The sequence below is a fragment of the Pigmentibacter sp. JX0631 genome, assembly GCF_029873255.1.
Taxonomy (GTDB): domain Bacteria; phylum Bdellovibrionota_B; class Oligoflexia; order Silvanigrellales; family Silvanigrellaceae; genus Silvanigrella.
Genome location: NZ_CP123622.1, coordinates 501,271 through 527,314, shown reverse-complemented (window position 1 = coordinate 527,314; position 26,044 = coordinate 501,271). Strand labels below are relative to the sequence as shown.

25 protein-coding genes are annotated in these 26,044 nt (G+C 29.8%); 18 read left to right on the top strand and 7 right to left on the bottom strand.

Features of this window, described 5'->3' with window-relative positions; translation table 11 throughout:
- Nucleotides 1–20: 20 nt before the first annotated feature.
- The 6 genes from QEJ31_RS02240 to QEJ31_RS02215 all read left to right on the top strand — a co-directional run bounded on the left by QEJ31_RS02240 (nucleotide 21) and on the right by QEJ31_RS02215 (nucleotide 5,831).
- On the top strand, nucleotides 21–1,424 hold the full coding sequence (locus tag QEJ31_RS02240) for a hypothetical protein (protein WP_280592166.1): 1,404 nt from the start codon (nucleotides 21–23) through the stop codon (nucleotides 1,422–1,424).
- 54 nt (nucleotides 1,425–1,478) lie between these two features.
- Nucleotides 1,479–1,925, top strand: a complete 447-nt coding sequence (gene rplI / locus QEJ31_RS02235; RefSeq protein ID WP_280592165.1) for a 50S ribosomal protein L9 — start codon at nucleotides 1,479–1,481, stop codon at nucleotides 1,923–1,925.
- A gap of 102 nt (nucleotides 1,926–2,027) precedes the next feature.
- Nucleotides 2,028–2,843: a tetratricopeptide repeat protein gene (locus tag QEJ31_RS02230; protein ID WP_280592164.1), complete on the top strand. Its 816-nt coding sequence runs from the start codon at nucleotides 2,028–2,030 to the stop codon at nucleotides 2,841–2,843.
- Nucleotides 2,844–3,236: 393 nt separating this feature from the next.
- Nucleotides 3,237–3,950: a hypothetical protein gene (locus QEJ31_RS02225; protein ID WP_280592163.1), complete on the top strand. Its 714-nt coding sequence runs from the start codon at nucleotides 3,237–3,239 to the stop codon at nucleotides 3,948–3,950.
- A 35-nt stretch (nucleotides 3,951–3,985) separates the two neighbouring features.
- The gene (locus QEJ31_RS02220; protein WP_280592162.1) at nucleotides 3,986–4,936 is read left to right on the top strand and encodes a hypothetical protein; all 951 of its coding nucleotides are present in this window, start codon (nucleotides 3,986–3,988) and stop codon (nucleotides 4,934–4,936) included.
- A 94-nt stretch (nucleotides 4,937–5,030) separates the two neighbouring features.
- Nucleotides 5,031–5,831: a hypothetical protein gene (locus tag QEJ31_RS02215; protein WP_280592161.1), complete on the top strand. Its 801-nt coding sequence runs from the start codon at nucleotides 5,031–5,033 to the stop codon at nucleotides 5,829–5,831.
- 318 nt (nucleotides 5,832–6,149) lie between these two features.
- Here the strand turns inward: QEJ31_RS02215 and QEJ31_RS02210 are convergent, their stop codons facing one another.
- Nucleotides 6,150–7,433, bottom strand: coding sequence for an AAA family ATPase (locus QEJ31_RS02210; RefSeq protein ID WP_280592160.1), 1,284 nt, complete (start codon nucleotides 7,431–7,433; stop codon nucleotides 6,150–6,152).
- On the bottom strand, nucleotides 7,417–9,123 hold the full coding sequence (lnt, locus tag QEJ31_RS02205; RefSeq protein WP_280592159.1) for an apolipoprotein N-acyltransferase: 1,707 nt from the start codon (nucleotides 9,121–9,123) through the stop codon (nucleotides 7,417–7,419). Before lnt ends, QEJ31_RS02210 begins: the two co-directional genes overlap by 17 nt.
- A gap of 96 nt (nucleotides 9,124–9,219) precedes the next feature.
- On the opposite strand from lnt, the gene QEJ31_RS02200 reads away from it, so the two are divergent.
- From QEJ31_RS02200 to ftsY, 4 genes are all read left to right on the top strand, one after another.
- Nucleotides 9,220–10,470, top strand: a complete 1,251-nt coding sequence (locus QEJ31_RS02200) for a DUF1573 domain-containing protein (RefSeq protein ID WP_280592158.1) — start codon at nucleotides 9,220–9,222, stop codon at nucleotides 10,468–10,470.
- A 146-nt stretch (nucleotides 10,471–10,616) separates the two neighbouring features.
- Entirely contained in the window at nucleotides 10,617–11,282 is a 666-nt protein-coding gene (locus QEJ31_RS02195) for a hypothetical protein (protein WP_280592157.1), read from the top strand.
- Nucleotides 11,279–11,674 (top strand): VOC family protein, encoded by a 396-nt coding sequence (locus QEJ31_RS02190; protein ID WP_280592156.1) that lies wholly within the window; start codon nucleotides 11,279–11,281, stop codon nucleotides 11,672–11,674. Before QEJ31_RS02195 ends, QEJ31_RS02190 begins: the two co-directional genes overlap by 4 nt.
- Nucleotides 11,675–11,679: 5 nt before the next feature.
- Nucleotides 11,680–12,918 carry a signal recognition particle-docking protein FtsY gene (gene ftsY, locus QEJ31_RS02185; protein ID WP_280592155.1) on the top strand — a complete coding sequence of 413 codons (1,239 nt, stop codon included), beginning with the start codon at nucleotides 11,680–11,682 and terminating at the stop codon, nucleotides 12,916–12,918.
- 8 nt (nucleotides 12,919–12,926) lie between these two features.
- Here ftsY and QEJ31_RS02180 read toward each other — a convergent pair whose 3' ends face one another.
- The 3 genes from QEJ31_RS02180 to QEJ31_RS02170 are packed head-to-tail and all read right to left on the bottom strand — an operon-like array spanning nucleotide 12,927 to nucleotide 14,858.
- Complete coding sequence (locus QEJ31_RS02180; protein ID WP_280592154.1) at nucleotides 12,927–13,190, bottom strand: chorismate mutase; 264 nt, start codon at nucleotides 13,188–13,190, stop codon at nucleotides 12,927–12,929.
- A gap of 40 nt (nucleotides 13,191–13,230) precedes the next feature.
- Nucleotides 13,231–13,791 (bottom strand): prephenate dehydratase domain-containing protein, encoded by a 561-nt coding sequence (locus QEJ31_RS02175; RefSeq protein WP_280592153.1) that lies wholly within the window; start codon nucleotides 13,789–13,791, stop codon nucleotides 13,231–13,233.
- A gap of 26 nt (nucleotides 13,792–13,817) precedes the next feature.
- Nucleotides 13,818–14,858, bottom strand: coding sequence for a 3-deoxy-7-phosphoheptulonate synthase (locus QEJ31_RS02170; protein ID WP_280592152.1), 1,041 nt, complete (start codon nucleotides 14,856–14,858; stop codon nucleotides 13,818–13,820).
- Between the two features lie 606 nt (nucleotides 14,859–15,464).
- Here QEJ31_RS02170 and QEJ31_RS02165 point away from each other — a divergent pair.
- The 4 genes from QEJ31_RS02165 to QEJ31_RS02150 all read left to right on the top strand — a co-directional run bounded on the left by QEJ31_RS02165 (nucleotide 15,465) and on the right by QEJ31_RS02150 (nucleotide 20,519).
- Entirely contained in the window at nucleotides 15,465–16,643 is a 1,179-nt protein-coding gene (locus QEJ31_RS02165) for an aminotransferase class I/II-fold pyridoxal phosphate-dependent enzyme (protein WP_280592151.1), read from the top strand.
- A gap of 120 nt (nucleotides 16,644–16,763) precedes the next feature.
- A complete protein-coding gene (gene aroA / locus QEJ31_RS02160) occupies nucleotides 16,764–18,146 on the top strand; it encodes a 3-phosphoshikimate 1-carboxyvinyltransferase (protein WP_280592150.1) in 1,383 nt (460 codons plus the stop codon).
- Nucleotides 18,147–18,151: 5 nt separating this feature from the next.
- The gene (gene aroC, locus QEJ31_RS02155) at nucleotides 18,152–19,252 is read left to right on the top strand and encodes a chorismate synthase (protein ID WP_280592149.1); all 1,101 of its coding nucleotides are present in this window, start codon (nucleotides 18,152–18,154) and stop codon (nucleotides 19,250–19,252) included.
- Nucleotides 19,253–19,265: 13 nt separating this feature from the next.
- On the top strand, nucleotides 19,266–20,519 hold the full coding sequence (locus QEJ31_RS02150; RefSeq protein ID WP_280592148.1) for a hypothetical protein: 1,254 nt from the start codon (nucleotides 19,266–19,268) through the stop codon (nucleotides 20,517–20,519).
- A 212-nt stretch (nucleotides 20,520–20,731) separates the two neighbouring features.
- Here the strand turns inward: QEJ31_RS02150 and QEJ31_RS02145 are convergent, their stop codons facing one another.
- Nucleotides 20,732–21,496 (bottom strand): transporter substrate-binding domain-containing protein, encoded by a 765-nt coding sequence (locus QEJ31_RS02145; RefSeq protein ID WP_280592147.1) that lies wholly within the window; start codon nucleotides 21,494–21,496, stop codon nucleotides 20,732–20,734.
- A gap of 464 nt (nucleotides 21,497–21,960) precedes the next feature.
- On the opposite strand from QEJ31_RS02145, the gene QEJ31_RS02140 reads away from it, so the two are divergent.
- The gene (locus QEJ31_RS02140; protein ID WP_280592146.1) at nucleotides 21,961–22,146 is read left to right on the top strand and encodes a hypothetical protein; all 186 of its coding nucleotides are present in this window, start codon (nucleotides 21,961–21,963) and stop codon (nucleotides 22,144–22,146) included.
- 475 nt (nucleotides 22,147–22,621) lie between these two features.
- Here the strand turns inward: QEJ31_RS02140 and QEJ31_RS02135 are convergent, their stop codons facing one another.
- Entirely contained in the window at nucleotides 22,622–23,770 is a 1,149-nt protein-coding gene (locus QEJ31_RS02135) for a 3,4-dihydroxy-2-butanone-4-phosphate synthase (protein ID WP_280592145.1), read from the bottom strand.
- A 152-nt stretch (nucleotides 23,771–23,922) separates the two neighbouring features.
- On the opposite strand from QEJ31_RS02135, the gene QEJ31_RS02130 reads away from it, so the two are divergent.
- From QEJ31_RS02130 to QEJ31_RS02120, 3 genes are read left to right on the top strand one after another with little or no spacing between them, the layout of a single operon-like run.
- Nucleotides 23,923–24,666, top strand: coding sequence for a hypothetical protein (locus QEJ31_RS02130; RefSeq protein ID WP_280592144.1), 744 nt, complete (start codon nucleotides 23,923–23,925; stop codon nucleotides 24,664–24,666).
- A gap of 59 nt (nucleotides 24,667–24,725) precedes the next feature.
- On the top strand, nucleotides 24,726–25,010 hold the full coding sequence (locus QEJ31_RS02125; RefSeq protein ID WP_280592143.1) for a SemiSWEET transporter: 285 nt from the start codon (nucleotides 24,726–24,728) through the stop codon (nucleotides 25,008–25,010).
- A 31-nt stretch (nucleotides 25,011–25,041) separates the two neighbouring features.
- Nucleotides 25,042–25,839 carry an SDR family oxidoreductase gene (locus QEJ31_RS02120; RefSeq protein ID WP_280592142.1) on the top strand — a complete coding sequence of 266 codons (798 nt, stop codon included), beginning with the start codon at nucleotides 25,042–25,044 and terminating at the stop codon, nucleotides 25,837–25,839.
- Nucleotides 25,840–26,044 lie beyond the last annotated feature (205 nt).

Genomic DNA, 26,044 nt, shown 5'->3' with positions numbered 1-26,044 from the left:
TTGCAAAAAGAGGATTTATTTTGAAACCAAATAAAAATGAGTCACAAAACCAAAATAGCCATAATAAAGAAGTAAATTCGTCCAAAAAATTTACTCCTACGTTGCTGTTTTCAGGATTTTTCATTGCTGTAAGTTTCATAACTCAAATTATTCCTCTTGCGGTTTTTAATGTTGCACAAATTTCTGCAATTCTTGGAAAAAGAAAAGCTGTTTTGCTAATGATAGCGGTAGCTTTAGTTTTAATCCTGATAGGAAGCGCCTTTGCTCCTACTATTTTGGCTACTGGAATTCTTGTTCTATTGGCTATTCCGTTTTTTATGTCTGCTGTTATGATCAGGGAGAAAAATAAGCATTGGTTATTTGCCGCTGTTATTATGTTTTTACCCACTCTTTTTCTGTTTTATACAGCTATTTTTGTAGCTGACAAAAAAGAGTTTGCTCAACAGATGGGTGAAAATATTGGATTAGTTCAGCAGGAAAAATCAGCTTCAAGCCAAGATAAATCCATGCAAAACTTCAGTGCTTCTGAAAAGATTAATAATCCTGATACCAACATCGCTGAAAAAACTAACAAAGCTAGTAATCCTAAAAGTCCGGATGTTAAAGCCTTTTATGAAAATTTCGAAAAGGGAAATCCTGGCCTTATTAAGTATGTTACTGATTTTCTGAACTATAGTTCATGGCAACGAATTCTATTTTTTGTATTTGGGTCAGGATCTATATTTTTATTATTATGCTTACTTATTTCATTTGCAAATGTTGTCTTTGTCGATTTTGGCTTTGAACAAATTGAGCGTTTAAGATCTATAGTTAATTATATATTAAGAAACTCTTCATCTTTTACATCCCAGCTAGTCAACAGTCTGCTGGCAATGCCGATGGTTAATACAGGCCGAACAAGTACACCAATCATGATAGAGAAGCATAAATTACTTAATTCAGAAGACAGCGATAAAAAAGATTCTAGTATTTTAGCTTATTTCTGGAAGCCTTTAAAACCTAAAAATTCTATGTTTTGGCAGGGTTATGCTTTTCGATTCCAAGGCCAAAGTTCTTGGAATTTAAGAGAGTTCACTCTCCCTTTTCCATTAGTTATTGCATCTATTGCTGGATTGGCTTCCATTGGATTAAGCTTTACTAATTTTGAAACTATGCTTAAAGTTCTTGAACATTCTTCTTATGCACCATTAATAGCGGGAATTAGTTTATTTTCTTTTATTCTGCTTACAATTGTTGCTTTACAAGGAATGTTTACTCTGTATAAAAGACTAACGACTATAGCTCTATTTCCGATAGTGCTTATTTTTGCTCTGCTATTAGTGAATAAATTCATTGGAACATATGAAATTATTGGCTTTTTTGGAGTCATTGGCTTACTTGATTATGTGTATGATTGGCGTGGAATTAGCAAGAAACAAAGCTAATTTGCGTTATTCACATCAACTTTTTATTGATATTATGAAAGAAGGATATAAATTATGCTCGTACTTTTACAAGCAAATGTACCAAATTTAGGTCATATCGGGGACCTTGTTAAGGTAAAAGCTGGCTATGCTAGAAACTATCTTTTTCCTCGTGAATTAGCTGTTTTAGCTGATGAAAGAAATAAAAAACTATTAGATCATCAACGTAGACAAGCTGATGCTAAAAAACAAAAAGATCTTACTAGTGCTAAAGAACTTGCAGCTACTATTAGTGCTCTTTCTTTAACCATCCAAAAACCAGTAGGTGAAGAAGATAAAATTTTCGGTACAGTTACTACACAAGAACTAGCTGATGCTTTCCGTGCAGCTGGACATGAAATTGACCGCCGTATGATTTCTATCCTTGATGAAATCAAACTTGTTGGTGTTTATAAAGGTGTAGTTAAACTTCATCCAGAGGTTTCTGCTCAATTCAATATTTGGGTTGTTGCGCAAAACTAAATTCTTTAGTGAATGTGTATAATTTAAAAAGTAAGGGAAATGCCCTTACTTTTTTTTTGACTCTTTTTAAGTTTTTTCCTTTTTAAGACGATTGTCTTGATTATGAAACATTTGAAAGATGCTAAATTACTAATAGAAGAGGGCGATTCAGCAGGGGCGATGGAAGTTCTAGAGAATTTGCTTTCTCTATCACCTAGAAACACTGAAGCGATAAGAATGAAAGCTTTTATCCTAGATGCTTGGGGAAGATTCGATGAATCTTTATCTCTTTTGCATACTTTGGGCAAGTTGTCTTCTTCGGAAGAAGAGCCTTATGCCGAACTAGATAAAAGAATAGATGAGGATAGAGAGTCACTAATTTATAGCAGATTGACTCCAGAGGGGAGATGGTACTTTCAATTTTCACCTTTGCAAATGCTCATCTCGTTAATAGGCTTAATGGGATGTTTTTTATTTTTGATAACAAGTCCAACTTTTTTTGAACATTCAAAATCTTCCATTCCTCCAGGTTTGTTATTTTCATTTTTTACTTTAGTTGTTATTCCTTGGTTTATGTTACTTTTAATCAATATGCATGGAATTAAAAAGATTTTAGTTGGACTTGCTGGAATTCAAGTATTTTATGGAATGAAAAAAATTGAATATAGTTGGGAGCAAATGGGGCATGTTGTGATAGAATATGATCCTAATTTAAAAGAAGATTATTTACATATGATAGTATATTCACGCTTAACTCGAGAACCTCTTTTTAATTTTGATATTTCAAAAACAAAAAGTGTAGTTCGGGCAAGAAGACATTTTGTCCGTTTAATTCTTAGTTACATTGATACTGTAAGTTATGTTCCAAGAGGGAAAGCAACAAATAAAGAAGAAAATACTATTAATAGTAACAATAATAAAAATGATTCTGCTGCCTAATTATATTAATATTTAACTATTTTTTATAATCAGATAATTTTATTCTATTAAAAATTATAATCATAGACTGTTATCTAAAAAAATTATCTTTTAAATTAAAAATTTTATTTGATTAAAAAATAATTCTATTTCATAAATATTATTGCATTAAAAAAGTAAATAATAATTAATTTATTATTTACTTTTTTAAAAAATTTGGAAAATAATTCTAGTATTTTTTATGTAATTCATATGAATAAAGATAAATTTAATATCTAAAAAATATTAAATACATAAATTTTTTATCAATTTTTTAGGAAATAGAAACTGTATTGACAAGTATTTTTTACTTTGTTACCTAATTGAAACTTTAGAGACAAGATTTAGATTTATTTTTTTTTTTGGAGGAATTATATGAGAATTAAGTTTCATTCTTTGATTACTTTGCCTTCTCTATTTTTTATTACCAGTGCTTTTAGTGGAACCCCGACAGTTAATAATAAATGTTATGTTGGCAATATAAATCATCCTAAAAACTCTATGGGAATTGCATTTGATGAAGAATGTTCCAATGCTTATGTTCTTCCTCCAGAAGTTGGTAAAGTTAGCGTAACAGCAGTTCAGCAAAATATGAATTTGGGGTTTTGTAAAACATTAAATTTGGTTTCTGAATCAGTAAAAGAAAGTGAAAGTAATAGATTAGAAATTACTAAAACTATTACTAAGATGATAAAAGACTATGAACCTTTTAAAAAAGAAGTAGATCAATTATATTTCGAAATGAAAAAAAATGAATCAACTTTTAATGCTATTAAAGAACAATTTGATTCATTGAAAGTTAAAGAGCAAAAAATAGGAGAAGAAATTGATCAAGCTTACTTAATTTACAACAAATTAAAAAGGAAAGATCCTGACTCACAAGAAACTAAAAATGCACTTTTAATTCTTGAAGATTTAAGAAAAAAATATCGTGAATTTTTAGACAATGAATTTAATCCTGTAGAGGATAAATATTATATTTCTAAAAAAAGATATTCTGTTTCTAAAGAAGAATATGAGTATGAACAAAATAAATATAATGAAAATTTAAAACCTTTAATGAATTACAAAAGCTGGTTGATGATTTAGCACAATCTGTCATACGGTCTTATGAACGATATTCTATGTTAGAAGGATTAACAGCGCAATTATTATTTAATCCAAGTAATTCAGATATTATTCAGCAGTATATAAGATTAAATCCTTCATTAAATCATGTTACTTGGCAAAATATGCAAATTAAAGATGCTGTAGTTTATGCCTCAACAAAAGATGCTACCGGAGAAGCTGAGTCAACTTATAGAGCGATAATAGATGCCACTATACCTGGGATGAAATTTCAAAATGTTAAAAACTTTGATACTACTTTACCACCACCTTCGCTTACAGAAGAAGTATCCAGCGAAAAAACGGTATTTGGTAGTAGTTCTGGGATAGTCAGGTTAAATTTGCTTGGTGCATGCAAATATTTTGATGATGTAAATAAACCAATTCCTGGCAAAGACATTAACGACATATCTGACAATTTGATTTTAAGAGCAAACTATACTTTTCAATTGAAAGCGCATCGTTCGTTTACAGCTACCTATAATCTTTTCAATATGTTTTCTAGAATTGAAAAGGCTTCATCTTCAAGGGGGTGGTTTTCTACTGCATCCGTGCATTCCATAATTGAAGATAATAAATCTGAAGATTGGTTTAGGATCAAGTTTGATGGAAATGCTGCAGAATTTGGTTATACACCTCAAGAACAAAAAGAAATTGAAATAGATGAAAAAACATTACTAGTAGATAGGGCTCTGAGACAATTTGCAATGATAAATGCTGGATCCACTCCTCCAGGTTTAATGCCACCGCCGGTTTCTGGAATAATGTATGCGTCTAATAGACTAAATTTATGTAATCATTTCTATTGCCAAGTGGGATCCTTTGTTCTGGGAACTATCGGATCACTTTTTGGTGGCTCAAATGCCGCTTCTGAATTTCAAAAGAAAACCAACGTGTGGTCTAAAGACAGCGTTAGTGGATATCAAATAATAGATAGGACAAATCAAATAACTTTTATCAGCAAATAAATATTGTAAAGGGTACATAAATAAAATGAAGTATAGGTCTTTAGAACTTGTTGTTGCAAAACTTTTACACAAAATATAGGAGATACAATTTACTATGAAAATATTTAATGTATTAATATTTTTTATTTCATTTATATTGATTACATCCTGTGGAATTGAAAATAGTCGTAATGATTCTTCAAAAGATAAGCCAGACAATAACAATAAAATAGATGGTATAGGTAATATTGTTGATGTAGGTAATCAAGAAACGCAGATACCAGGAGATGAGTTAGTAACCAATATCCAAATTCCAGCGGAGGGTTCAGATCAGAAAATTGATGTTGTTGTTAAAAGGAAAAAAAACACAGCAATTGTTGAAATAAAATCATTTCCAGCAATATATACTGGACAGATGAAAATAATTTCAGACTCCTTGTTTTCTCCAACTCAAGATAATTGTAATAAGATAAGAGATTTTGCTAATTTAAAAATGATTCAATTTGTAAGAGAAAATGAGAGTTCAAGTATTAAATTTATTTCAAGAGTTGATTTTCTAAGTAATAAATTTATTACAAAAATATTATCTAATGTTGAAAGAGAGATAAATATAAGCAGAAAAAATATAACTTTTACAAATCATTTAAATTTTGAAAATATTTCATATTCTATTGATTTTGATAGTGATGCTATTTCTAATATTTTAGGAAATACAAAAACCCTTTCTTCAGGTTTATCTATTTTAATATATAAGGAATTAATCCTTTCAGGATCAATGGAATTAAAAACTTCATATAAAGATTTAATTTGTGACTTATATTTTAAGAAAGCTCATTTAAAAATAGTATATAATGGAACCTTTGATAATAATAGAATTTACAATGTTGTTGAAAATTTTGATGAGAACATACTATGAAAAAAAAATTATTTTTTCTTAAAATATTATTTAATAATTTTTTGAATATTAAAGCCTATTCTGAAAATATAATGTCATAAAAAATTATACAAGACTATACGGCTTTAAATTACTCCTTAAATCAAATAAATCTTTAAGGAGTAATTTAGAATGGGCTTACAGGGCATTTCAAAACATTAATAATACAACATATAATCTATCTTTATTGGTTTTTCTTTAAAATTTTTAATTCCAAATTGATAATTAAGAATAATGTAAAAAAATAAAGAAGAAAATACTATTAATAGTAACAATAATAAAAATGATTCTGCTGCCTAATTATTTTTTCTTCCAAAGCTCTGACAATCTACTTTTTAAGCGACTTTCTACCCCATTATCAGTTGGAAGATAGGCTGGTTTTTTTTCTGTTCTTTTTAACTCTACAATAGAATCTGGTAGATAATTAAAAGAAACAAAAGAATTTTCAAAATCATGAGGATATTTATATTTACTTTTACCTTTTAGAGTCAATTCAACAGGTGGTTGAATTGACATTCCATTTTCTTCTGCTTTTTGGCGCCAATTTCTTACTGTTTCAATAGCTTTATAGGCTCTGTTACTTTTAAAGGTACTAGCTAAATAAGTAACACATTGTGCAAGTGGTATTCTGCCTTCAGGCATTCCTACAGCCTCAATGGCTTTATATGCACTTAAAGCTAAAGTTAAGGCTTGAGGATCGGCATTACTTACATCTTCACTAGCAAAAATAATACACCTTCTAGCTATAAATAAAGGATCTTCACCTTTATCTAAAGAGGTTATCGCATAAAACAAAGCAGCATCTGGATCGCTGCCGCGCATACTTTTAATCATTGCACTGATATAGTCATAATGATTTTTTGCTGTAAATGATTTTAAAGTATTAGCAAAAACTTCGGTTTCTTCTTCAAGAGAATTACAGTAACAAATATTTTCTAGTAAGTTTAAGGAAAATCTTAAGTCTCCACCACTCATTTTCGCAATTTTTTCAAAGCAAACGTTTTTTAAGTAATCAATATAATTTGTTTCTTTATTTTGAAAAATATTTGGTTTATTTATTGTTAAATAATTTAACCCTTGCTCTAAAGCATGAAGGATATCCTCTTCTTGGAGTGGTCCATTATAAATACATCTTACTCTACTTAAAAAAGGAGCGCTTAATTCAGTTGTAGGAGATTCTGTAGTTGCTCCAATAAGCCAAGCTTCTGAATATTCTAAAATAGGTAACAAAGCATCTTGTTGTGTTCTAGATAATCTATGAATTTCATCAATAAATAAAATAGGCGGAGTTGAACAATTTTGAATAGCAGTGCGAATTTCTTTTACTCCATCTCTCACACCCGAGAGCATAATAAAAGGAAGGTTACAGTTTTCTCCAAGGAGTCTAGCTAATGTTGTTTTGCCAGATCCTGGCGGCCCCCATAATATTAAGTGAAATTTATGATTCATTCTCCATTGTGCTAAGTCTCTATCCCATATTTTTTTTGCAGATCCCACCAATAAATGGATAGAGTTTTTAGTAGGTCGCAATTTTTCTGCTAGAAGCAAAGATTCATTTTTTTCTATTTTATCTTCGATAATCATTAGAATTATTTTTCATTGAAAAAAGAAACCAAATAGTAGAAATAATGCCTAATATAATTAAGGGCCAGTTACCTAATAAAGAAAATACTGTTACTTCTTTTGATAAAGGAACATCTACAAATCCAGTTGCTTGTGTTAATAATTTTGTTGGCTTTATAATTTCTCTGCCAAATTGATCAAAAGCTAAAGTAGGTCCCGTATTTGATACCATTACTAAACTTCTTGAGTTTTCTATGCTCCTAAATTTATTCAAAATACTGAATTCTAATCCAGCATTGCTATCAACCATCCAAACAAAATTTGCTTGGTTGACAAACAGGCTTGCCTTTCCTTTACTTGCTTGTAACCTTGGCAGTTGTTGGTTGATAGAATCAAAACAAATTAAAGGCGCGACAAATTCATTTTCATTGTATGCTAACCCATCAAAGCTTGAACCAATTTCAAGTTTACTGGCATTTTCAAAAATTTTTCGATATTGATCTCCTAATGCTGGAAAATAATCTTCAAAAGGAAAACTTTCACCAAACGGCATTGGCACCCATTTTTCAAAATCTTTGCTTTTAGAACCATCGGGTCGGATCAAAAAAGAAGCTGACCAAACTGGGGCTTTTTCAATTCCTACTTCTTTTATATTTTCTACATCCCACTTGGTAGCTTGAACTAAGATTGGAATTTGATTTTTTGCAGTGAATTGTTTTGTAAGATTTATTTCTCTTTGATCAAGTAAATAAAAACTTTGGGTGGCACTTTCAGGCCAAACAATTAAATCGGGTTTTTTTCCATCAGCTTGAATTGCTTTTTGAATGGCTTCTTCAGTCATTTCAAGAAGTCTAGTAATATTTTGTTTTTGTGCATCATTTGCAGGTAATGGTAATGATGCTATTGAATTAAAAGTAAAATTTGGCTGAACAAAAGCAATTCTAGAAGTTTTAGGTTTTTCTTCTGTGTGTTCAGCATCGTAAATTCTATAAAAACCGTAACAATAGACTAGCCCCCAAAGAATTGAATTTACAACAATAGCAGAGATGAGAAGGTTTTTATTTTTTACAATATTTGAAAAGGCGTTAGCAAGAGATAAGCTTGTAAATAAAATAAAAAATGAAACTGCATTAAAACCAAATAAATTAGCTAATTGGCTAACATATATTTCTGAATGCATTAAGCTTCCAAAAGTCCAGTTAAAGAAACGGGGAGCCATTATTTCTAACAGAACAATCATCATAGCAATTGCAATAGTTGGAAGTTTTTTTGTTGGATGACGTGTTGAAATCCAAGTTTTAAAGATTAATGGAGAGAAAATAAAGGGAAAGTACAAAGCGGTAAAAAAACTTATCCCTATATATAAGGGATAAGCTGTTGTAGCTTTAAAAGAACTGAAGAAAATAATTGGCTTAGATATCCAAAAAAAGGCGCAAAGTTGTAATACAAATCCAAATAACCAAAAGCATAAAAAAGCTTTCAAAGATCTTTGAAAAGGTGAGCACGCTATTAAATGTTGTTTTAAGTGGGAAGAAACATGCTTAGTTCTTGATAAATTTTCTATCACTATAAAAAGTGGGATAAGAGAAAAAGGCAAGATAATTCCAAGACCTATAGTTGGAAAATGAAGTCCTGGAAACCCCATTGAAACTAAGATACCACTTAAAATAACACTAAGATACTTAAGAAAACTTGATTTAAAGTTAATCATGGACTTATTATGACCTATAAGATTTGGACTTAAACAGAAAAAAAGTTTATACCAACTGCGGCATTGATGATAACATGGGGCATTGGAGATCTCAATATGAGCCATTTGCGACTTATAGTAGTTTTTTTCTTTTTATCACTCACTTTTTTTCACTCCATATTAAGTTATGCACAAAACCCATCTGAAATCAATTTACAAGGTCAAATCCCAAGAGTTGAGTTTGATTATACTCGTTACGATTTTGGTGAAATTTATCGCGGGCAGAGAATGACTCACTTGTTTAAATTTCAAAATACTGGGAATGGAGTCCTAGTTTTTAGTAATATTCATGCAGCATGCGGATGTATTAATACAAAGATTTATGCAGATGATGGTAAAACTCTAAAAAATGTATTTAAACCAAATGAAAGTGGAGTAGTTAATGTTGAATTCAATTCGCAAGACTTTTCAGGTAGTATAATTAGGACAATTACTTTAGAAACGAATATGGGCTCATCGTCACCAACTGTTACTTTAACTTTAACTGCAAATGTCCTTCAAGAAATTACTTCTAATCCTGCTTTATTATACGTTGGAAAAATTACTGGAGAAAATAAAAAAAATTATACAATAACAGTAAATCTTTTAGGACGTGCAAAATCATCAAATAAAAGTGAAGTGAAAGATTATCTATTAAAGGAAATTACAAATTCAAAAATAGCAGAATCTAACAAGGATAGTATTCTCTCTAATTCTGATATATTAAGAATTATTGCAGTTGAATCCTCTGTTCCCTATATAAAAACTAAATTAGTGCCTACAGTAACAGGGCAACCGCCGCAAATAATATTAGAGTTTGATGAAAAAAATATTCCCATTGGAACGATTAATGCCAAATTAAAAATTTGGAATAATTCAACTTTCTATAAAAATTTTGAAATTCCTATTATTGGTGAATCTATTGGGCATGTGCAAATGTCAGCAAAGTATGTTGAGTTTGGCGTAGTTAATAGTCAAAAACCTTCTGAGAGAGTTATCAGTTTTAAATCAACAGATAAAAATTTTGCTATTACTGGAGTCAAAGTTGATTTAAAAAAGCTACCTGAATTAAAAAATATCAAAGAAACTGATCTATTTGATGTACGTAAAGATAAATCGCTGCATAGTCAGGCAACATCTGAAGGAATAGTTTCATCGTATATTGTCAAATTTAAACTTAGCTTCCCAAAAAAAATGACAAGTGTTAGTAGCGATTCTTCTGTTCCACCTGGTGTGAATGTTTCTGGTTTTTTTGTTGTAAAAACAAATGATCCCGATTACAAAGAAATTACTGTGCCATTTTTTGGTGTTTTGAGGAAAGAACCATGATAAATCAAGAAGTCAAAATCCATCACGCATCTCAATATTCTTTTATAGCAATGGAAATTGGAGTAATCTTAGGGATTCTTTTTTGCGTTGTAGGCCTCTTCATGGTGATATATTCTGCTAAGTTTTATAGGTAAAAGGGGTTAAACGTGGGTTTATTTAGTAAATTATTTTCTTCTTCAAGTAAGTCTTATGATAAATACGGAGATGTATTAAAAAAAATATTAACTACTAAAGAACAAAGACTAGAAGCAATAGAAGCTTTGGAAGGTCTTACAGCTGAACAAGCTGTGCCTCAATTACTAAAGCGATTTGAAATTTCAGTTGATTCTGGTTTGCAAGATACCAAAGAAAAAGAACAATGTATGAAATTGATTGTTGCTTATGGTGATCAAGCTAAGGTTTTTATTGAAAATGTATTAGCTAAAGAACGAAAAATATCTTGGCCAATAAAAATTGCTGAAAAATTATATGCTGAATCAGAATTTATCAATTTATTATTGAGTAATTTATCAACAAATATAGCCGAATTTGATGAAGCTACAATTGAAAGAAATGAAGAAATTCTGTTAGCTTTAAAAGATGTAAAAGAAGCAAATGATATCATAGTTGGTAAAGTTGTGGAATTTTTATCTAGCAGGGACGACAATTTAAGAATGGCAGCTCTGGAGTGTCTAGAAGAACAAGCTAGAAGCAATAGAAAAGCGAAAGACATTATTTTAAATTTAGCTAAAAGTCCAATAAGTGATGATAACTCCAGATTTTTAGGAGTTGTCAATTCAATAATTCAAAATCATCGCTGGAATGAGACATGAATCCCTGGATTGAGAACATTGGTCACTTAGCTATTGTCATTGACGATCTCGAAAAAGGAAAATGGTTTTTTGGTGAGGTTCTGCAAACGCCTTACTTTATGTTTCGAGATACTCAAATAATGATTCCATTTTCGACTTCAATTCTTGTAGCTAAACTTGAAAAAGATGCTGTAGATAAATCACGTCAAGCGGGTGCTTTAGAAAAACAAGTATTAGACCATTATGGTTTTCAAGCACAATCTGCAGAAAAAGTAGATTTATTTTATGAGCATTTGAAAAAATTTTCCATTGAAATTATTCGAGCTCCGTATGATCGATCCGATGGAAGAGCATTTTATTTTCGGGATCCATTTGGAAATTTAGTAGAATATTTCTGGTATAATAGGAATTAATTAGTATGAATGAATGGACTACCAATCAGTTTGTAATTGTTGGAGGAATTACTTTTTTAATAATTTCAATCCTGGTTATATCAGGTATTGTTCGTTATAATAAAAAACAAAAAGAAAATTCATCTCTAAAATTACAATCTAAAGATACAATTCGCGAATCTTTAATAGCTTTAACAGAAGAAAAAGCAAAAGATAAGGAAAGTGTTAAGGCTTCTTCAACAGCAAAAAAAATTGTTGTGCAAAAGGATGTTCCTAAAGAAGTTTCCATTAAAGAATCATTGCCGACTCATAATTGGTTTGAGCGTCTTAAAGGAGGGCTTAGAAAAACTCACACTCAATTAGTAACAAATTTGGATGAGTTTTTTCTTTCTAAAAAAGACAAAGCCACTAGAGCAGAAATACATGAAACATTATTCGAACTTCTAGTTCAGGCAGATGTCGGTGTTAAAACTTCTGAATATCTTGTTGACAGAGTAAAAGGGCGCTTAACTCCAGAAGCTTATCTTGATCCTAAATTATTTAAAGGTATCTTACGGGAAGAAATTTTTACTATTTTAACCTCCACCAAAGAAAATCCTAAGGGTGTTCTTGAGAATCCCTTGCAAAGTTTAAGTGAAAAAAAACTCCCACATGTTGTTTTGATGGTCGGTGTTAATGGCGTAGGAAAGACTACAACAACAGGTAAATTGGCTTTTAAATCACATTTAAAAGGCCAAAAGGTTGTGATAGGTGCTGCTGATACATTTCGTGCTGCTGCAGTAGAGCAATTGGCTATTTGGGCGCAACGCTCAAATGCAGAAATGATTCGCTTAAAAGAAGGAACAGATCCCGCTTCGGTTGCTTTTGAAACAGTTAAAAAAGCTGCAGAAAATGGTTCAAGTGTTTGTTTAATTGATACAGCTGGAAGACTGCAAAATAGGCAAGATCTTATGCAAGAGTTGGCCAAAATAAGTCGAGTTATTGCAAAAGAAAATCCGGAAGCACCCCATGAAGTTTTGCTTGTATTAGATGCTACAACTGGGCAAAATGCTTTACAGCAAGCAAGAATATTTCAAGAAGTCGTTAATATAACAGGGTTAGTCTTAACTAAACTTGACGGAACAGCAAAGGGCGGAATTGCTATTGCTATTGCCGCAGAATTAAAAGTACCAATACGCTATGTTGGTGTTGGTGAAGCTGTAGAGGATCTTGAAGTGTTTGAAGCTCACGAATTTGTCAATGCTCTATTTAGTGAAGAGCATTGAAGTTTAGTTTACTTTCTTTTTTGAATAGTCCTAGAATTTTTAATGACTAAACTGAAAATTTCTAAAATAAAAACAGGATCAAGATTATACTTTTCAGATAATTTTCTGTAGTAATTGTTTAATTTTTCTTCTCGTTCTGAATCATAAATTTGGATTCCCATTTCTTTCTTTAATTCGCCTATTTTAAAAGAAATTTTTTCTCTTTTTGCCATTGATGCAATTATGAATTTATCTATTTTTTCAATTTCTGTTCTGAGATTTTCTAAATTCAAAATTTATTTCCTTTCCAAAAATAAAAGATAAATAAAACTCTCAAATAATATTTTCAACAATAATAAATGTAGTCTGATTATCAGGATTATCTTGTATTTTATTAGCTTTGATTTTTAAATTGTATACTGCAGCAATATTTTTGTGACCTATTATTGCTGAATTTTCCGGATACATACCATTTGATAATTTTCTTCCTGCAAGTGCGGTATTTTTTTCTTCAATATATTTAATATTTTTGAATGTTTTTTTTAAATAATTTTCACATTGAGCAAATGCTTGGGGGTGAGAAATAATATTATTTATTTCATTTAATTCAATATCTTTCTTTAAAATTAAATTATGCTCAATTTTAATTGTTATAGTTTCAATAAAATTAAAATTAAATTTACCCATAGCTGCAAATGCATTTCTCACAATTCCCGCTTTGGAATTGTAAATAGGAAATATGCCGTATTCTATTTCTTTTTTTGATACAGCAAATAAAACTTCGTCAATGTCATTATAGTAACTAAATTTAAATTCATTTTTCGATAAATTGCTATATATTTTTGCAGCTTCTTCAGAAAAAGAAGCAATGTCTCCAGAAATACCTAGTTTCAATTTTATTTCCTCCAGATAACAAATTATTATGCATAATTATTAAATAAATTTAATATCATTTCTTCAGTTTTTTCCCATCCAATACATGGGTCAGTTATCGATAATCCATTTAAGTCAAGTTGGTTAGGTTTGTTTAAATCAAGAATTTGGTTTCCATCTTTCAAAAAACTTTCAACCATAAATCCTTTAACCAGTTTCTTTATTTCGTGTTGATTTTTTATATTATTTAAAATTTCAAACATATTGTTAATTTGGAAGAGGTGATTTTTTTTCCCATTTATTAAACAATTATCATGGCTAGTATCAATGATAACAGCTGGATTTTTGATGTTTTGAGCTGTCATAAATTTTTTTACTTCAATTAAATTTTCATTTGAAAAATTTGGACCATTATTACTACCACGTAAAACTAAATGGGCATAAGGATTGCCTTTAGTTTCAACTTCATATCCGTCAAAATGAGCGGTATGATGATGTTGAGCCGCCACTATACTATTGACACTAACTTTTAGTGAACCATGAGTTGGATTTTTTAAACCTACAGCACATTCAATTGCAGAGGCAAAAATCCTGTGTTCTTGATCTTCACTACTTCTTGCACCTATTGCAACCCAAGAAAGAAGTTCTAAAAATAAATCAGCATTATGAGTTGACAAGGCTTCATCAGCAATGGCGAGTCCTTTATCTACGACATCGATCATCATCTTTCTAGAATATTTTAATCCAGTCACTAAATCAGGTTTTTTAAAAGGATCTGCTTGAATAATTGGACCAATCCATCCCTTTGTTGTTCTTGGTTTTTGAATATAAACACGCATAACAATTTTTATTTTTTTATTCACTTTTTTTTCTAAAGCTAATAATTTATCAGCGTATATTAATACTGCTTCTTCAGGCCACGCAGAGCAAGGACCAATAATTAATAATATACGATTATCTTTTCCGGTTAAAATATTTTTTACTTCGCTTCTATGTTGAGCTATATTTTCTTTAGTACTTATTTTTAGTGGTGCATGGTTTTTTATCTCGGTGAAATCTGGTAATTTTTTTAAAATATTGTAATTCATATATACTTTCCAATATAATTGTTTTTTTTCTTGAATTATCTTATTAATTAATAAAATATTTTTATCATCAATTAATAAGTTTAATTTTAGTAATATTTAATTTTATGAATGGATTTTTTTAATAGTTATAAAATCGGAAGGAATAAAAATAAAAAGATGCTGAAGAAGAAAATGAGGTTAATAAATTATTAATATTAGTATTTATTTTTATTCTTCGTAAATTGGCCAGCATGATTTTATTCCCTGTTATGGCGGTTTAAATACACGTAACATTGTACGTAAAATTTATTCTATAGAAAAAATATTTATTTTCAAGCTTAATTTTATTTTTAATGATTTTTCTTTGAAATATCTGGAAGAAAAAATATATTTTATATGTTGATTTTTTTTTCTGAATAGTTTTTAATTTTTTATTGAGTACTCTTGTTAACTTAAACTTTATTGTGCAATTAAGATTAAGAATTAATTAAAAGTAAAACCTTTTTTATAAGAAAATATGTAGAAATAAATAATTTACTAGGTATTTCTTAATGATATTAAATATCAACAGTAAGGATGGATAATTTTTTAATGATATTAATTATACTTATTATGGATAGGTAAGATATGCAAATTCAAAATTCAATAGCAGAAAGATGGAAAAATATTGGAAAAAGTATTTTCTCTGAAATGTCTGCATTAGCACAACAACATAATGCCATTAATTTAGGCCAAGGTTTTCCAGATTTTTCTGGGCCACAAGAAATTCTTCATTCCATTTCTAATCAATTAGTTCATTGTCATAATCAATATTCCCCTCCCCAAGGTGAATCTCTTTTAAGAGTACAAGTAGCAAAATTTATTGAAAATTTAGCTGGTGTTACCTATGATCCTAATTCTGAAGTTACAATCACACATGGTGCGACGGAAGCACTTTTTTCTTCTGTTACAGCTTTAGTAAATCAAGGTGATAAAGTTTTGCTTTTTGAGCCTGCGTTTGATTTATATTATCAAGCCATAGCCAATGCGGGTGGTACAGTTGTTCCTTTTTCTCTAAAGGCGCCAGATATTTCATTGGGAAGTTGGACACTTGATTGGTCTAAATTTGAAGCAGTTTGTGCTTCAGGAATTAAATTAGCTATATTTAATTCCCCACATAATCCAACTGGTAAAGTTTTTACTGAAGATGAAATATTACGAATTGCTTCTATTTTTGCTAAACATGGGATTATTGCAATATGTGATGAAGTGTATGAAAATCTGGTTTATGAACCGTTTAAGCACTTTTCTTTGAGCAATGTAGCAAAAATTCGCCCTTTAGTGATTAGAATTAGCTCTGCTGGCAAAACATTTGGCTTTACAGGACTTAGAACTGGTTGGGTATGTGCTCCCGCTAATATAACAGAACATATTAGAATTGTTCATCAAGCAACTGTTTTTTGCCTTAACCCTTATACGCAACTCGGACTTGCTGAAATTCTGTCCCAGACAGATTGGCTAACTTCTTATCTTAGTTCACAAAGAAAATTATATCAGCTAAAAAGAGATTTTTTAACTACAACCTTAGAAAAATCAGGATATTTAGTGAGCAAAACAGAAGGGACATTTTTTATAACAGCTAATTATAAGAATTTAGGTGGAGATATTTCTGATATTATCTATACAAAACAATTGCTTATAACAAAAAAAATAGCTACAATTCCATTATCTTCCTTTTATCAAAAGTCCCCAAATAATTTTAATTGGGTTAGATTTGCTTTTTGTAAAAAAGATGAAACTCTAATAGCAGCAAGTAAATTATTATGAATATATTTATTTGATTTCTAAATAACAAAATGAGATATTCAGTGATTGCCTGATTGGTTAAGATTATCTTGTCTAAGATGGTTTTAATTACTACTTAAACCTATAATACTATGAAATATTATGCAGATAAAAAAATTTTTATTCGAACTAAATCATTCTGAAGATGTAAAAGCCATTAAAATAACATCATGCGTAACAAATAGCGCTGTAAAAGAAATATGGATACCAGGATCTAAAAGTTTTACGAATAGAGCTATTGTATTAGCAGGGCTTTGTGCAAAACCAATAAATTTATATGGTTTTTTATTTTCAGAAGATTCCTATTGGGGACTCGAGTCTTTAAAAAGACTTGGCTATAGCGTATATGTTGATTATGAATTAAAAAAAGTTGTTCTTTCTCCTCCAAAGCATAATAATAATGAAAGTGTTGAATTGTTTTTTGGCAAAGCTGGTACGTTAGCCCGTTTTTTTCCATCTGTTATTTTAAATTGGCAAAATACGTTTCCCGCATTTTCAAAGTTAAAAGCTAAGGTTAGTGGTGAGCCGCAATTGATGCGTCGTCCTTTGTCGCCACTTATTCATGCTTTAAAAGAACTAAATGCAAAAATAGATTCAGATCAAATGCCATTTGCGATAGAATCTTCACAGCTTGAAGGAAGTTGTAAGATTAGTGGAAAAGTCTCTGGACAGTTTTTAAGTGGATTACTATTAAGTGCAGTTGGTGCTAATAAAAATATTAATATTGAGCGGATAGATAATTTAGTGCAACCGGATTATGTAAGAATGACGTTACAAGCTATTGAAAAATTTGGTGGTGTTATTGAGCATGATAAAGATTTAAATAATTTTAGTTTTCAACCTATTAAAAAATTAGGAATTGAAAATTATATTATTGAAGCTGATGCCTCAACGTGCTGTTACTTTCTAGCATTAGCATTTTTACATAATTTTAATTTAAAAGTATTAAATTTAGGGTTCTCAACTTTGCAACCAGATTTTAAATTTCTTGAATTATTGCAAAAAATGGGAGCCAATATTCAAATTTTTAGCAATGAAATTTTTGTTCTTAAAAATGAAAATCCAACAAAACCTAAAGGAAATTTTTGTTTTGACTTTTCTCAATATAGTGATCAAGCGTTAACTATGGGTGCTATTGCTTTATTTGCTGATGCTCCAGTTGAAATATTTGGTGTAGCACATATTCGTCATCATGAAAGTGATAGAATTTCTTGTTTTGTAAAAAATATTTTAAATTTAGGATTAAAAATAGAAGAAAAAAATGATGGATTTATTATATATCCAATTGATAAAAAATATGATGAAGTATTGGGGGAATTTGAAACTTGGGAAGATCATCGTTTTGCAATGACAGGTTTTTTAATAGCTTCAAAATTAAATAACGTAATCATAAACAACCCTAAGTGTGTAGAAAAAACAGCACCTCAATTTTTTAATCAAGTTCAAGAACTGGGCTTTCAAATTGAATCATTAAAGGAAAATTAAGAATTATGGCGAGTCATTTAGGTACACTTTTTCGCATTTCTACATTTGGTGAGTCGCATGGAGTTGGGGTTGGTTGTATTATTGATGGATGTCCCCCTGGAATTTCTTTAGATCAACAAACTGTTCAAGTTTTTTTAAATAGGCGTAGACCAGGACAAAATGAATTTACAACTCCAAGAGGAGAGCTTGATACTTGTGAAATTCTTTCTGGCTTAGAAAATGGAATTACTTTAGGGACACCTATTGCTATTGTAGTCCGCAATCAAGACAAGAAAGGAAATGATTACAGCGATATTAATCAGGTATTTCGTCCTGGGCATGCTGATTATACTACTTTCAAAAAATATGGAATTCATCCTTCTAGTGGAGGAGGAAGGGCAAGTGCTCGTGAAACTATTGGACGAGTTGCAGCAGCAGCCGTGGCAAAAGCATATGTCCAACACATACTTCCAAATATAGAGGTAATTGGTTGGGTTGATAGAATTTATGATATTCAAGCTAAGGTAAATGCGAATACAATTTCTTTTCAAGAAATTGAAGCAAGTATGATCCGCTGTCCAGATGAATATGTTGAAAGTAAAATGAAAGAAAAAATTTTACAAGCTAAGACTGAAGGTGATTCTTTAGGTGGTGTTATTCGTTGCGTTGCAAAAAATATTCCCGCAGGGTTAGGTGAACCTGTATTTGATAAATTAGAAGCTGATTTAGCAAAAGCAATGCTAAGTTTACCGGCTGTTAGATATTTTGAAGTTGGAGATGGTATTGCTTCTACTTTTGCGAAAGGAAGTGAAAACAATGATCCATTCCTCCTAAATCAAAATGGTAGTGTAGTTACTGAAACAAATAAATCGGGTGGTATTCAAGGTGGTATTTCAAATGGAATGCCCATTGTTATTAGTGTTGGATTTAAACCTGTATCAACAATATTCAAAGAACAAAAGACAGTTACAAAAGATCTAAAAGAATCAAAATTAAAAGTAAAATCAGGCAGACATGATCCTTGTGTGTTACCTAGGGCTGTTCCTTTAGTTGAAGCTATGTTTTGGTTAGTTATTGCTGATCATTTATTACGCCAAATTTCTTTAAATCCAAAATTTTTAAAGTAATGGAAAGAATTTTATGGATCATATTCTTCCTCAAAACTACTCAGAAATTTTAATTATGTTAAATGAATTTTTTCTGAAGGGGTTTTCTAGAAAATCTAAACCAGAATATAATTTAAAAGATAGCAGAGAATTATTCGACTTCGTATGTAAAATTTATAAACGAGGGTTTGTTTTACAAAATAATGAATTAAATACAAATATTTCCATTCAAATACCAACAATAATTAATGAATTTGACTTATTGAAAACTTTAGATTCATTAGATAAAAATAAAGTATATTTTTTTGTAGATAAAAATTTTTATGAGAAGCAAAACAATATTTCAGATTACCTAAAAGATAAAAATTTTTTAGTATATTCCCCAGAAGAAACGACAAAAAGCTTAGAAACGGTTAATAGTTGGATAAAAATTTTGCCAAATAATACAGAATTATTATTCGTAATGGGTGGTGGAATTATTTTAGATATTGTGGGTTTTGTTGCGGGATTATTAAATGTTAAAGTTAATTACTTATCTACCACTCTATTAGCTTCTGTTGATGCTGGAATAGGTGGAAAAACGGGAGTTAACTTTTATCCTTTTGGGAAAAATCAGGTCGGATTATTTTATGCAGCTGAAAAAATTTTTTGCAATCCTGAGTATTTTCAATCTCTTTCATTTGAAAATATCGTTTGTGGTTTAGTCGAAGCTATTAAACAATCCTGGATTTTTGGAGAGTTTGCTAATGACTATGAAGCTATTCAAAAAATTTATCACAGGAAAAATAGTAATACAGAATTTAAGTATTTAGTTGCTAAAAATATAGGATATAAATCGCAAATTGTAAATTTAGATTTACTTGAAACGAAAGATATTAGATCTTCTTTAAATTTTGGACATACATTAGCCCATATCATAGAGGCTTTAGGTGAAGAAAAATATTTGCAAACTCTTCCGCATGGGATTGCTGTTGCGCACGGGTTACATTTTTTAGTTGAGTCTAATTTTATATCTATTTCTTCACAGCATGAAAAAATGTATGAAATTATTCTTGATATAGTTAAAAGATATCCAATAAAAACTGTTAAAAATATTTCTTTAGAAGATATTGAAAAATATTTAATGCAAGATAAAAAAAATGAAGATACTGGGCAATGTCTGCTAAGTTTACCAAGATATGGACATTTTAGTTTAGATAAAAATACTTTCGTAGATGCACCGATAACTCAAAAATATAAATTAACAGATCTTTCAGATTTAATATTTAAATATATTCATAAAAACTAGTAATAGCATACAGTGGATGTTGAATTTTTTAAATCTTTAACAATAAGGATTTATAAAGAATAATTGGTAAAAAAGAAATATACTTGAAAAAATAATAACTACTACAAGTATTACTGTTAATAGTACTCTGTACAAATTGTATTAAATTTTGACATCTGAAAATAGCTATATATCAACTAGATAAGTTATTATTGTTTTTATTTCTATTTGTTTTATTTATAGTATTTATCTATTATTTTATTATATTTCTGAGTTTTTATAAATTTATTGAGATATTTTTTTATTTTTAAAGCTTTTTTTTCTTCTGTATTTTTTGAAGTTACAACATAAAATTTAGAATCTTTCTTAAATTTATTTACTAGAAAAAGATCTTTAAAATTTCCTCCTGCAGTTTTATAATCATAACTACTTGTATCTGAATTAGCAGCCCAAAATCCAATCCTATTATTTAAAATTTTTTTTGCTATAATATTTCCTGATATAGATTGTTCGACTTGATCTTTTAGACCCAAATTTATCAATTCATTATATATAGAAGCACCAATTCGTATTCCAATCTTTTCCTGTGTTTGTTTAATTTCTTCTATAGACATTTCTTTTTGAAATTTTTTTGAAAAAATCCCTCGATACGTTTTTCTAATCTCGAAAATCCATTTAAAATTTGATTCATTATTTGAATCTCTATTTATTGAAATAATGTATTTGTTTCTCCCTGAAGTTTTTTGCAATTCATTTTTTGCCCTAGCATATGGCATATTTGTCCATTTTATCCTATAACCTTTTCCTTTGAGTGCTTCACTAAAAGTTTCAACGCTTGAACCCACTAATTTTCTATTAGAATCTCTATATGTCCAAGGAATCATTCTTTCATCATAAAGAACTTCTATTTCCTCTAAGCTGTATATAGAAAAAAAAGGCAATAAAATTATTAATGATAAAATAAATTTTAACAAAGCATAATTAAGATTAGTTTTCATATTCTAATTGATTTTCTATAACGTTTCTTTCAGTTTTATGTTTGTTTTGAAACATTTAGAAATTCTCCAAGTAAATAAAATTATTTTAATGCAGAAAAAAAAATTTCAATGAATTTTATTTTGTTTATTTTTTCATCGAAAAATGTATTTTTGAAACTAGATTACTAAATATAGCTTCATTCTTTCTAGTGGAATAGCCAAAGATATGGCGTTTACCCCCTCCAGCTAGTTGGAACGGCTAGATTTGGTCTGATTCCCGAAAAGTGAACAGTTAAATTTCATAATTTCATACTCTAAAGGAGCTTGATAATCAAGGGCAGAGTGAGCACGAATTCTATTGTGAAATACTTCAACATACTCTGTAACAGCAGTCATTCCTTCATTTTTTGGGTAGTCCTAATCTCTTAATGCTGCGAAGATATTGATGATTCCCAATTATTTTTGTTGAGAGTATATGAAAATAATTGGAGGGCAAGGATGCTTGGAATTTAGTTGATAAACTTTTGCTTGAAAGAATTCCTAATGCTGAAATTTCACGTGTCACAGGTATTTCTGAACCTTGGAATCAGAAATATATCAATGAGAAATACGATAATTTAGATAAGAAAATACCGGAATCTGTTATTAATAATAAAAAAAATTCAAGTTAAAATCGAATGTGATGAAATGTGGTTATTCGTAAAGAATAAAAAAAATAAACAGTGGATTTGGATTGCAATAAATAAGGAAAATTGAGAAATTATTGGTTTTTATATTGGAACGAGATCTGCAAAAGGAGCAAAGGGGTTGTGGGAGTCAATACCTAAAATTTATAGAGAGCAAGGATATTTTTACACAGATTTTTGGGAATCCTATGAAGTTATTTTTCCAAAAGAGTAACACAGTTCGGTTAGTAAACATACAGGATTAACGAATTATGTTGAAAGATTAAATAACACTTTCAGGCAAAGGTGTTCGAGATTGGTGAGGAAAACTTTATCTTTTTCAAAAAAAATTGAAAATCATATTTGTGCTATGTGGTATTTTGCACTTCATTACAACGAAGCATTAAGAGTTTAGGACTACCAAAATTAAAAGTAATTAAAAGGAAAAGAGAAATTTTGAATTATATTAATATTCCTTTATTTAATATAATTTAAAATTTGAATGAACAATATTACTTAGAAAGTATTTGTCTTCAGGGACAAGGTATGGAGTATTATTAATTATTTGATTTATGTTTAAATTGAATGTTGTAGAAATAAATTGCATTGTTCTTAAGATACTTATGCATCTTTTTACTGAAATTTTTGTTTTACTTAATCCTTCTTTAGCACTCATATCGCAAAAATCAGAGAAATCTGATGGTATTTTCTCAAAGCAATTTCCTGGGCAATATAAAAAAACTGCAGCATCACAATTATTTAACTCAACAGAATTATTCCAAATATTTGCTGCATTTGTAATACTGATATGGATTTTTTCTGGATTTATTTGTTCTTTATAAACGCAGAGAAATGTTGGCAACGTGAGTTCTTTTTCTTGACGTTGTTGGAATTCAAATACTGAGATGGGTCTTTCACGTATTTCAGGAGCTGTGAAATTTTGTACTGCATGGAACGTTTGGTTTTTTAAAGGCTGAAAGAAAATTTTAGCCCAAAGGATATCTATAGTTGTAATATAAGGTATATCTTTAAATACATTATATTTGTGATTAATATCAGCGAAATGTTTAGGATTTATAGCATTCCCGTTTTCGTCTAACACTTCACACATTGCAGCTACACTTGGTAAATTAGCAAAATTGCAGAGTTCTAGTAGAGCTTCTGTATGTCCAGCTCTAGCTAGGAGTCCACCTTGCATGGCTCTTAGAGGGAATACATGTCCCGGACTAACAAAATCTCCAATAGAAGCCTTTGGATCAGCCATAAGTTCAATTGTATAGGCTCGATCTTTAGCAGAAATTCCACTAGTAATTCCTTTTTTTGCGTCTACTGACAAGGTAAAATTGGTATGAGATATGCCTCCGGGAATCTGGGGAGCCGAATATATTCCTAAATTATTAGCAACTTCATGACTTAAAGACACGCATAATAAACCTTTTGCATGGGTGATGGCAAAATTTACATTTTCTGGGGAAGCACCACAAGCATGAAAAACGAGATCGGCTTCGTTCTCACGGCGACCATCATCTCCAACAAGGATGAGACCGCCACTTTTAAATGTTGCTAGAGCCTTTTGTATTTTTTCCACAAGGGTAGTAAGAGCATATAGATATTGTTCACTATAGTTCACAGATGCAAGGCTCCAAGTAGTTGATATTTTTGGTTATTGTTTAAATGTTGAAAAAAGCATCAGAAATGATTTTTTCTCAATTGCTCAATAGCATAAAAATGAAGTTAAAGCATTAATTGTAACAGAATGTTTCATTTTGAAAGGATTTTGAATTGATTGAATTAACTCTCAGCAATTTGTTCATTGTTTTTCAACTCGTTATTTTAGAAGGATTATTAAGTTTTGACAATGCATTGGCATTAGCAGCTTTAGTCAAAAAAAAGCTAAAAGATCCTCAGCAACAAAAGAAAGCGTTACTGTTGGGAATCTGGGGAGCTTATCTGTTTAGAATAGGTATTATTTTTGTTGGTGTTTGGTTGATGAAATATGAATGGGTTAAAACAATAGCTGGTTTATATTTGCTTTATTTATCTTGTCACGAACTTTTTTTTCATAAAGAATCAACGCATGAATTATCTGCTTCAGAAAGTATTGGAAAAATCATTATACCAACTGGATTGAAAGCAAGTACAAAACAATTTATTTTAGTCATTATTCAAGTTGAGATGATGGATCTTATGTTTTCTATTGATTCTATTGCAGTTGCTCTGGCAATATCTGATGTTAAGTGGGTGTTAATTTCAGGTGCTTTACTAGGTGTTTTACTGATGAGAATAGCGGCCCAATTTTTTATAAAATTAATTGAAAAATTTCCAATTCTTGAAAAAACAGCTTTTGTTTTAGTGGGAATCGCAGGCATAAATGTCATTTTAAAAATTAAAGATTTAAATTTAGGCTTTACATACTTAACTATAGATAAACCAATTCCTGAAAATATTTTTCTTTTCATAATGTTTTTTGTTTTAGTAGCTTCTTTATTTTTTAATAAATTATACTTAAAAAAAATTAATAAATAAAATTTTGGAACGTAAAGTTGTGATATAGTAATGTAATAAATAAATTTTAAAGGATTATTATGTTGTTATATAAACATTTAATTATTGGGTATATTGCCGCATTTTTAACCACATCTTCTTTTTTACCGCAAGCAATAAAAACTATCAAAACCAAAGATACAAGCGGTATTTCTTTAGTTATGTATTCCATGTTTTGTTCTGGAGTTTTTTTGTGGTTAATATACGGAATAATGATATTTGATTTGATTATAATAATAGCGAATTTAGTTACGTTTATTATTTCATTTTTAATTTTATTAATTTGCTTTGCTAACTTGAAAAATAAAAATAAAAGGATTAAATAGAATTGTTACTTTGGTATTGAAAGGATGAAAAATGGATTTAAAGTTACAAGAGAAAAAAGCTTTAATTACAGGATCTACTTCCGGAATTGGTTTTGCAATTGCTCAATCCTTACTACAGGAAGGAGTTTCTATTATTATTAATGGTAGGACGGAAGATAGGGTTAAATCCGCTATTGAAAAGCTAAGTAAACAGAATATTCATAAAAAAAATATATCTGGTTTAGCTGCCGATGTCGGTACTAAAAAAGGTTGTGAAAAAGTAATTGAGGAAGTTAGCAGTGTTGATATTTTGATTAATAATTATGGAGTATATGCTGCCCGTGAATTTGAAGAAATTAGTGATGAAAATTGGATGGAGATATTTAACCAAAATGTAATGTCAGGAATTAGATTAAGTAGATATTATTTAAACCAAATGAAAAAAAAGGATTGGGGTAGAATGGTTTTTATTTCAAGTGAGTCAGGAATTCATATACCAACAGAAATGATACATTATGGAGTAACAAAAACGGCACAAATAGCTTTGGCTAGAGGGTTGGCAGAAACGACTTTAGGGACGGGAGTAACTGTAAATTCAATATTACCAGGTCCTACATGGTCTGAAGGTGTAGAAAAGTTTGTAAATGATTTAGCAGTACAAAATAATTTATCTAATAAGGAAATGGAAAAGAAATTTTTTAAAGAGTATCGTTCCTCGTCACTCATCCAAAGATTTGCTTCTGTTGATGAAGTTGCAAGCTTTGTTACCTATATTTGTAGTCCTTTATCTTCAGCGACGAACGGAGCTGCTTTGCGAGTTGAAGGCGGACTTCTTCGTGGAATTGTTTAAAATAGCAAATAATAATGCTAAATATTAAAAGTGGAACCTGTTTATGCACCAAACATTTTTAAATTGTTTTTAAATCTATTAAAGTCTAAAACTATACGCTAATTTTTTCTTTTAAATATTCAAACTAAATTTAGGTTAAAGAAACTTGCCTTTAGTTATTTTTATGCTTACTCTCTAACAATGTTAGAGAGCGATTTTTCTTTTC

Excerpts from the sequence above, each read along its gene's own strand:
- rplI (WP_280592165.1), top strand. The coding sequence starts at position 1,479 with ATGCTCGTACTTTTACAAGCAAATGTACCAAATTTAGGTCATATCGGG.
- QEJ31_RS02230 (WP_280592164.1), top strand. The coding sequence starts at position 2,028 with ATGAAACATTTGAAAGATGCTAAATTACTAATAGAAGAGGGCGATTCA.
- QEJ31_RS02225 (WP_280592163.1), top strand. The coding sequence starts at position 3,237 with ATGAGAATTAAGTTTCATTCTTTGATTACTTTGCCTTCTCTATTTTTT.
- QEJ31_RS02220 (WP_280592162.1), top strand. The coding sequence starts at position 3,986 with ATGTTAGAAGGATTAACAGCGCAATTATTATTTAATCCAAGTAATTCA.
- QEJ31_RS02215 (WP_280592161.1), top strand. The coding sequence starts at position 5,031 with ATGAAAATATTTAATGTATTAATATTTTTTATTTCATTTATATTGATT.
- QEJ31_RS02210 (WP_280592160.1), bottom strand. The coding sequence starts at position 7,433 with ATGATTATCGAAGATAAAATAGAAAAAAATGAATCTTTGCTTCTAGCA.
- lnt (WP_280592159.1), bottom strand. The coding sequence starts at position 9,123 with ATGATTAACTTTAAATCAAGTTTTCTTAAGTATCTTAGTGTTATTTTA.
- QEJ31_RS02200 (WP_280592158.1), top strand. The coding sequence starts at position 9,220 with ATGAGCCATTTGCGACTTATAGTAGTTTTTTTCTTTTTATCACTCACT.
- QEJ31_RS02190 (WP_280592156.1), top strand. The coding sequence starts at position 11,279 with ATGAATCCCTGGATTGAGAACATTGGTCACTTAGCTATTGTCATTGAC.
- ftsY (WP_280592155.1), top strand. The coding sequence starts at position 11,680 with ATGAATGAATGGACTACCAATCAGTTTGTAATTGTTGGAGGAATTACT.
- QEJ31_RS02170 (WP_280592152.1), bottom strand. The coding sequence starts at position 14,858 with ATGAATTACAATATTTTAAAAAAATTACCAGATTTCACCGAGATAAAA.
- QEJ31_RS02165 (WP_280592151.1), top strand. The coding sequence starts at position 15,465 with ATGCAAATTCAAAATTCAATAGCAGAAAGATGGAAAAATATTGGAAAA.
- aroA (WP_280592150.1), top strand. The coding sequence starts at position 16,764 with ATGCAGATAAAAAAATTTTTATTCGAACTAAATCATTCTGAAGATGTA.
- aroC (WP_280592149.1), top strand. The coding sequence starts at position 18,152 with ATGGCGAGTCATTTAGGTACACTTTTTCGCATTTCTACATTTGGTGAG.
- QEJ31_RS02150 (WP_280592148.1), top strand. The coding sequence starts at position 19,266 with ATGGATCATATTCTTCCTCAAAACTACTCAGAAATTTTAATTATGTTA.
- QEJ31_RS02145 (WP_280592147.1), bottom strand. The coding sequence starts at position 21,496 with ATGAAAACTAATCTTAATTATGCTTTGTTAAAATTTATTTTATCATTA.
- QEJ31_RS02125 (WP_280592143.1), top strand. The coding sequence starts at position 24,726 with ATGTTGTTATATAAACATTTAATTATTGGGTATATTGCCGCATTTTTA.
- QEJ31_RS02120 (WP_280592142.1), top strand. The coding sequence starts at position 25,042 with ATGGATTTAAAGTTACAAGAGAAAAAAGCTTTAATTACAGGATCTACT.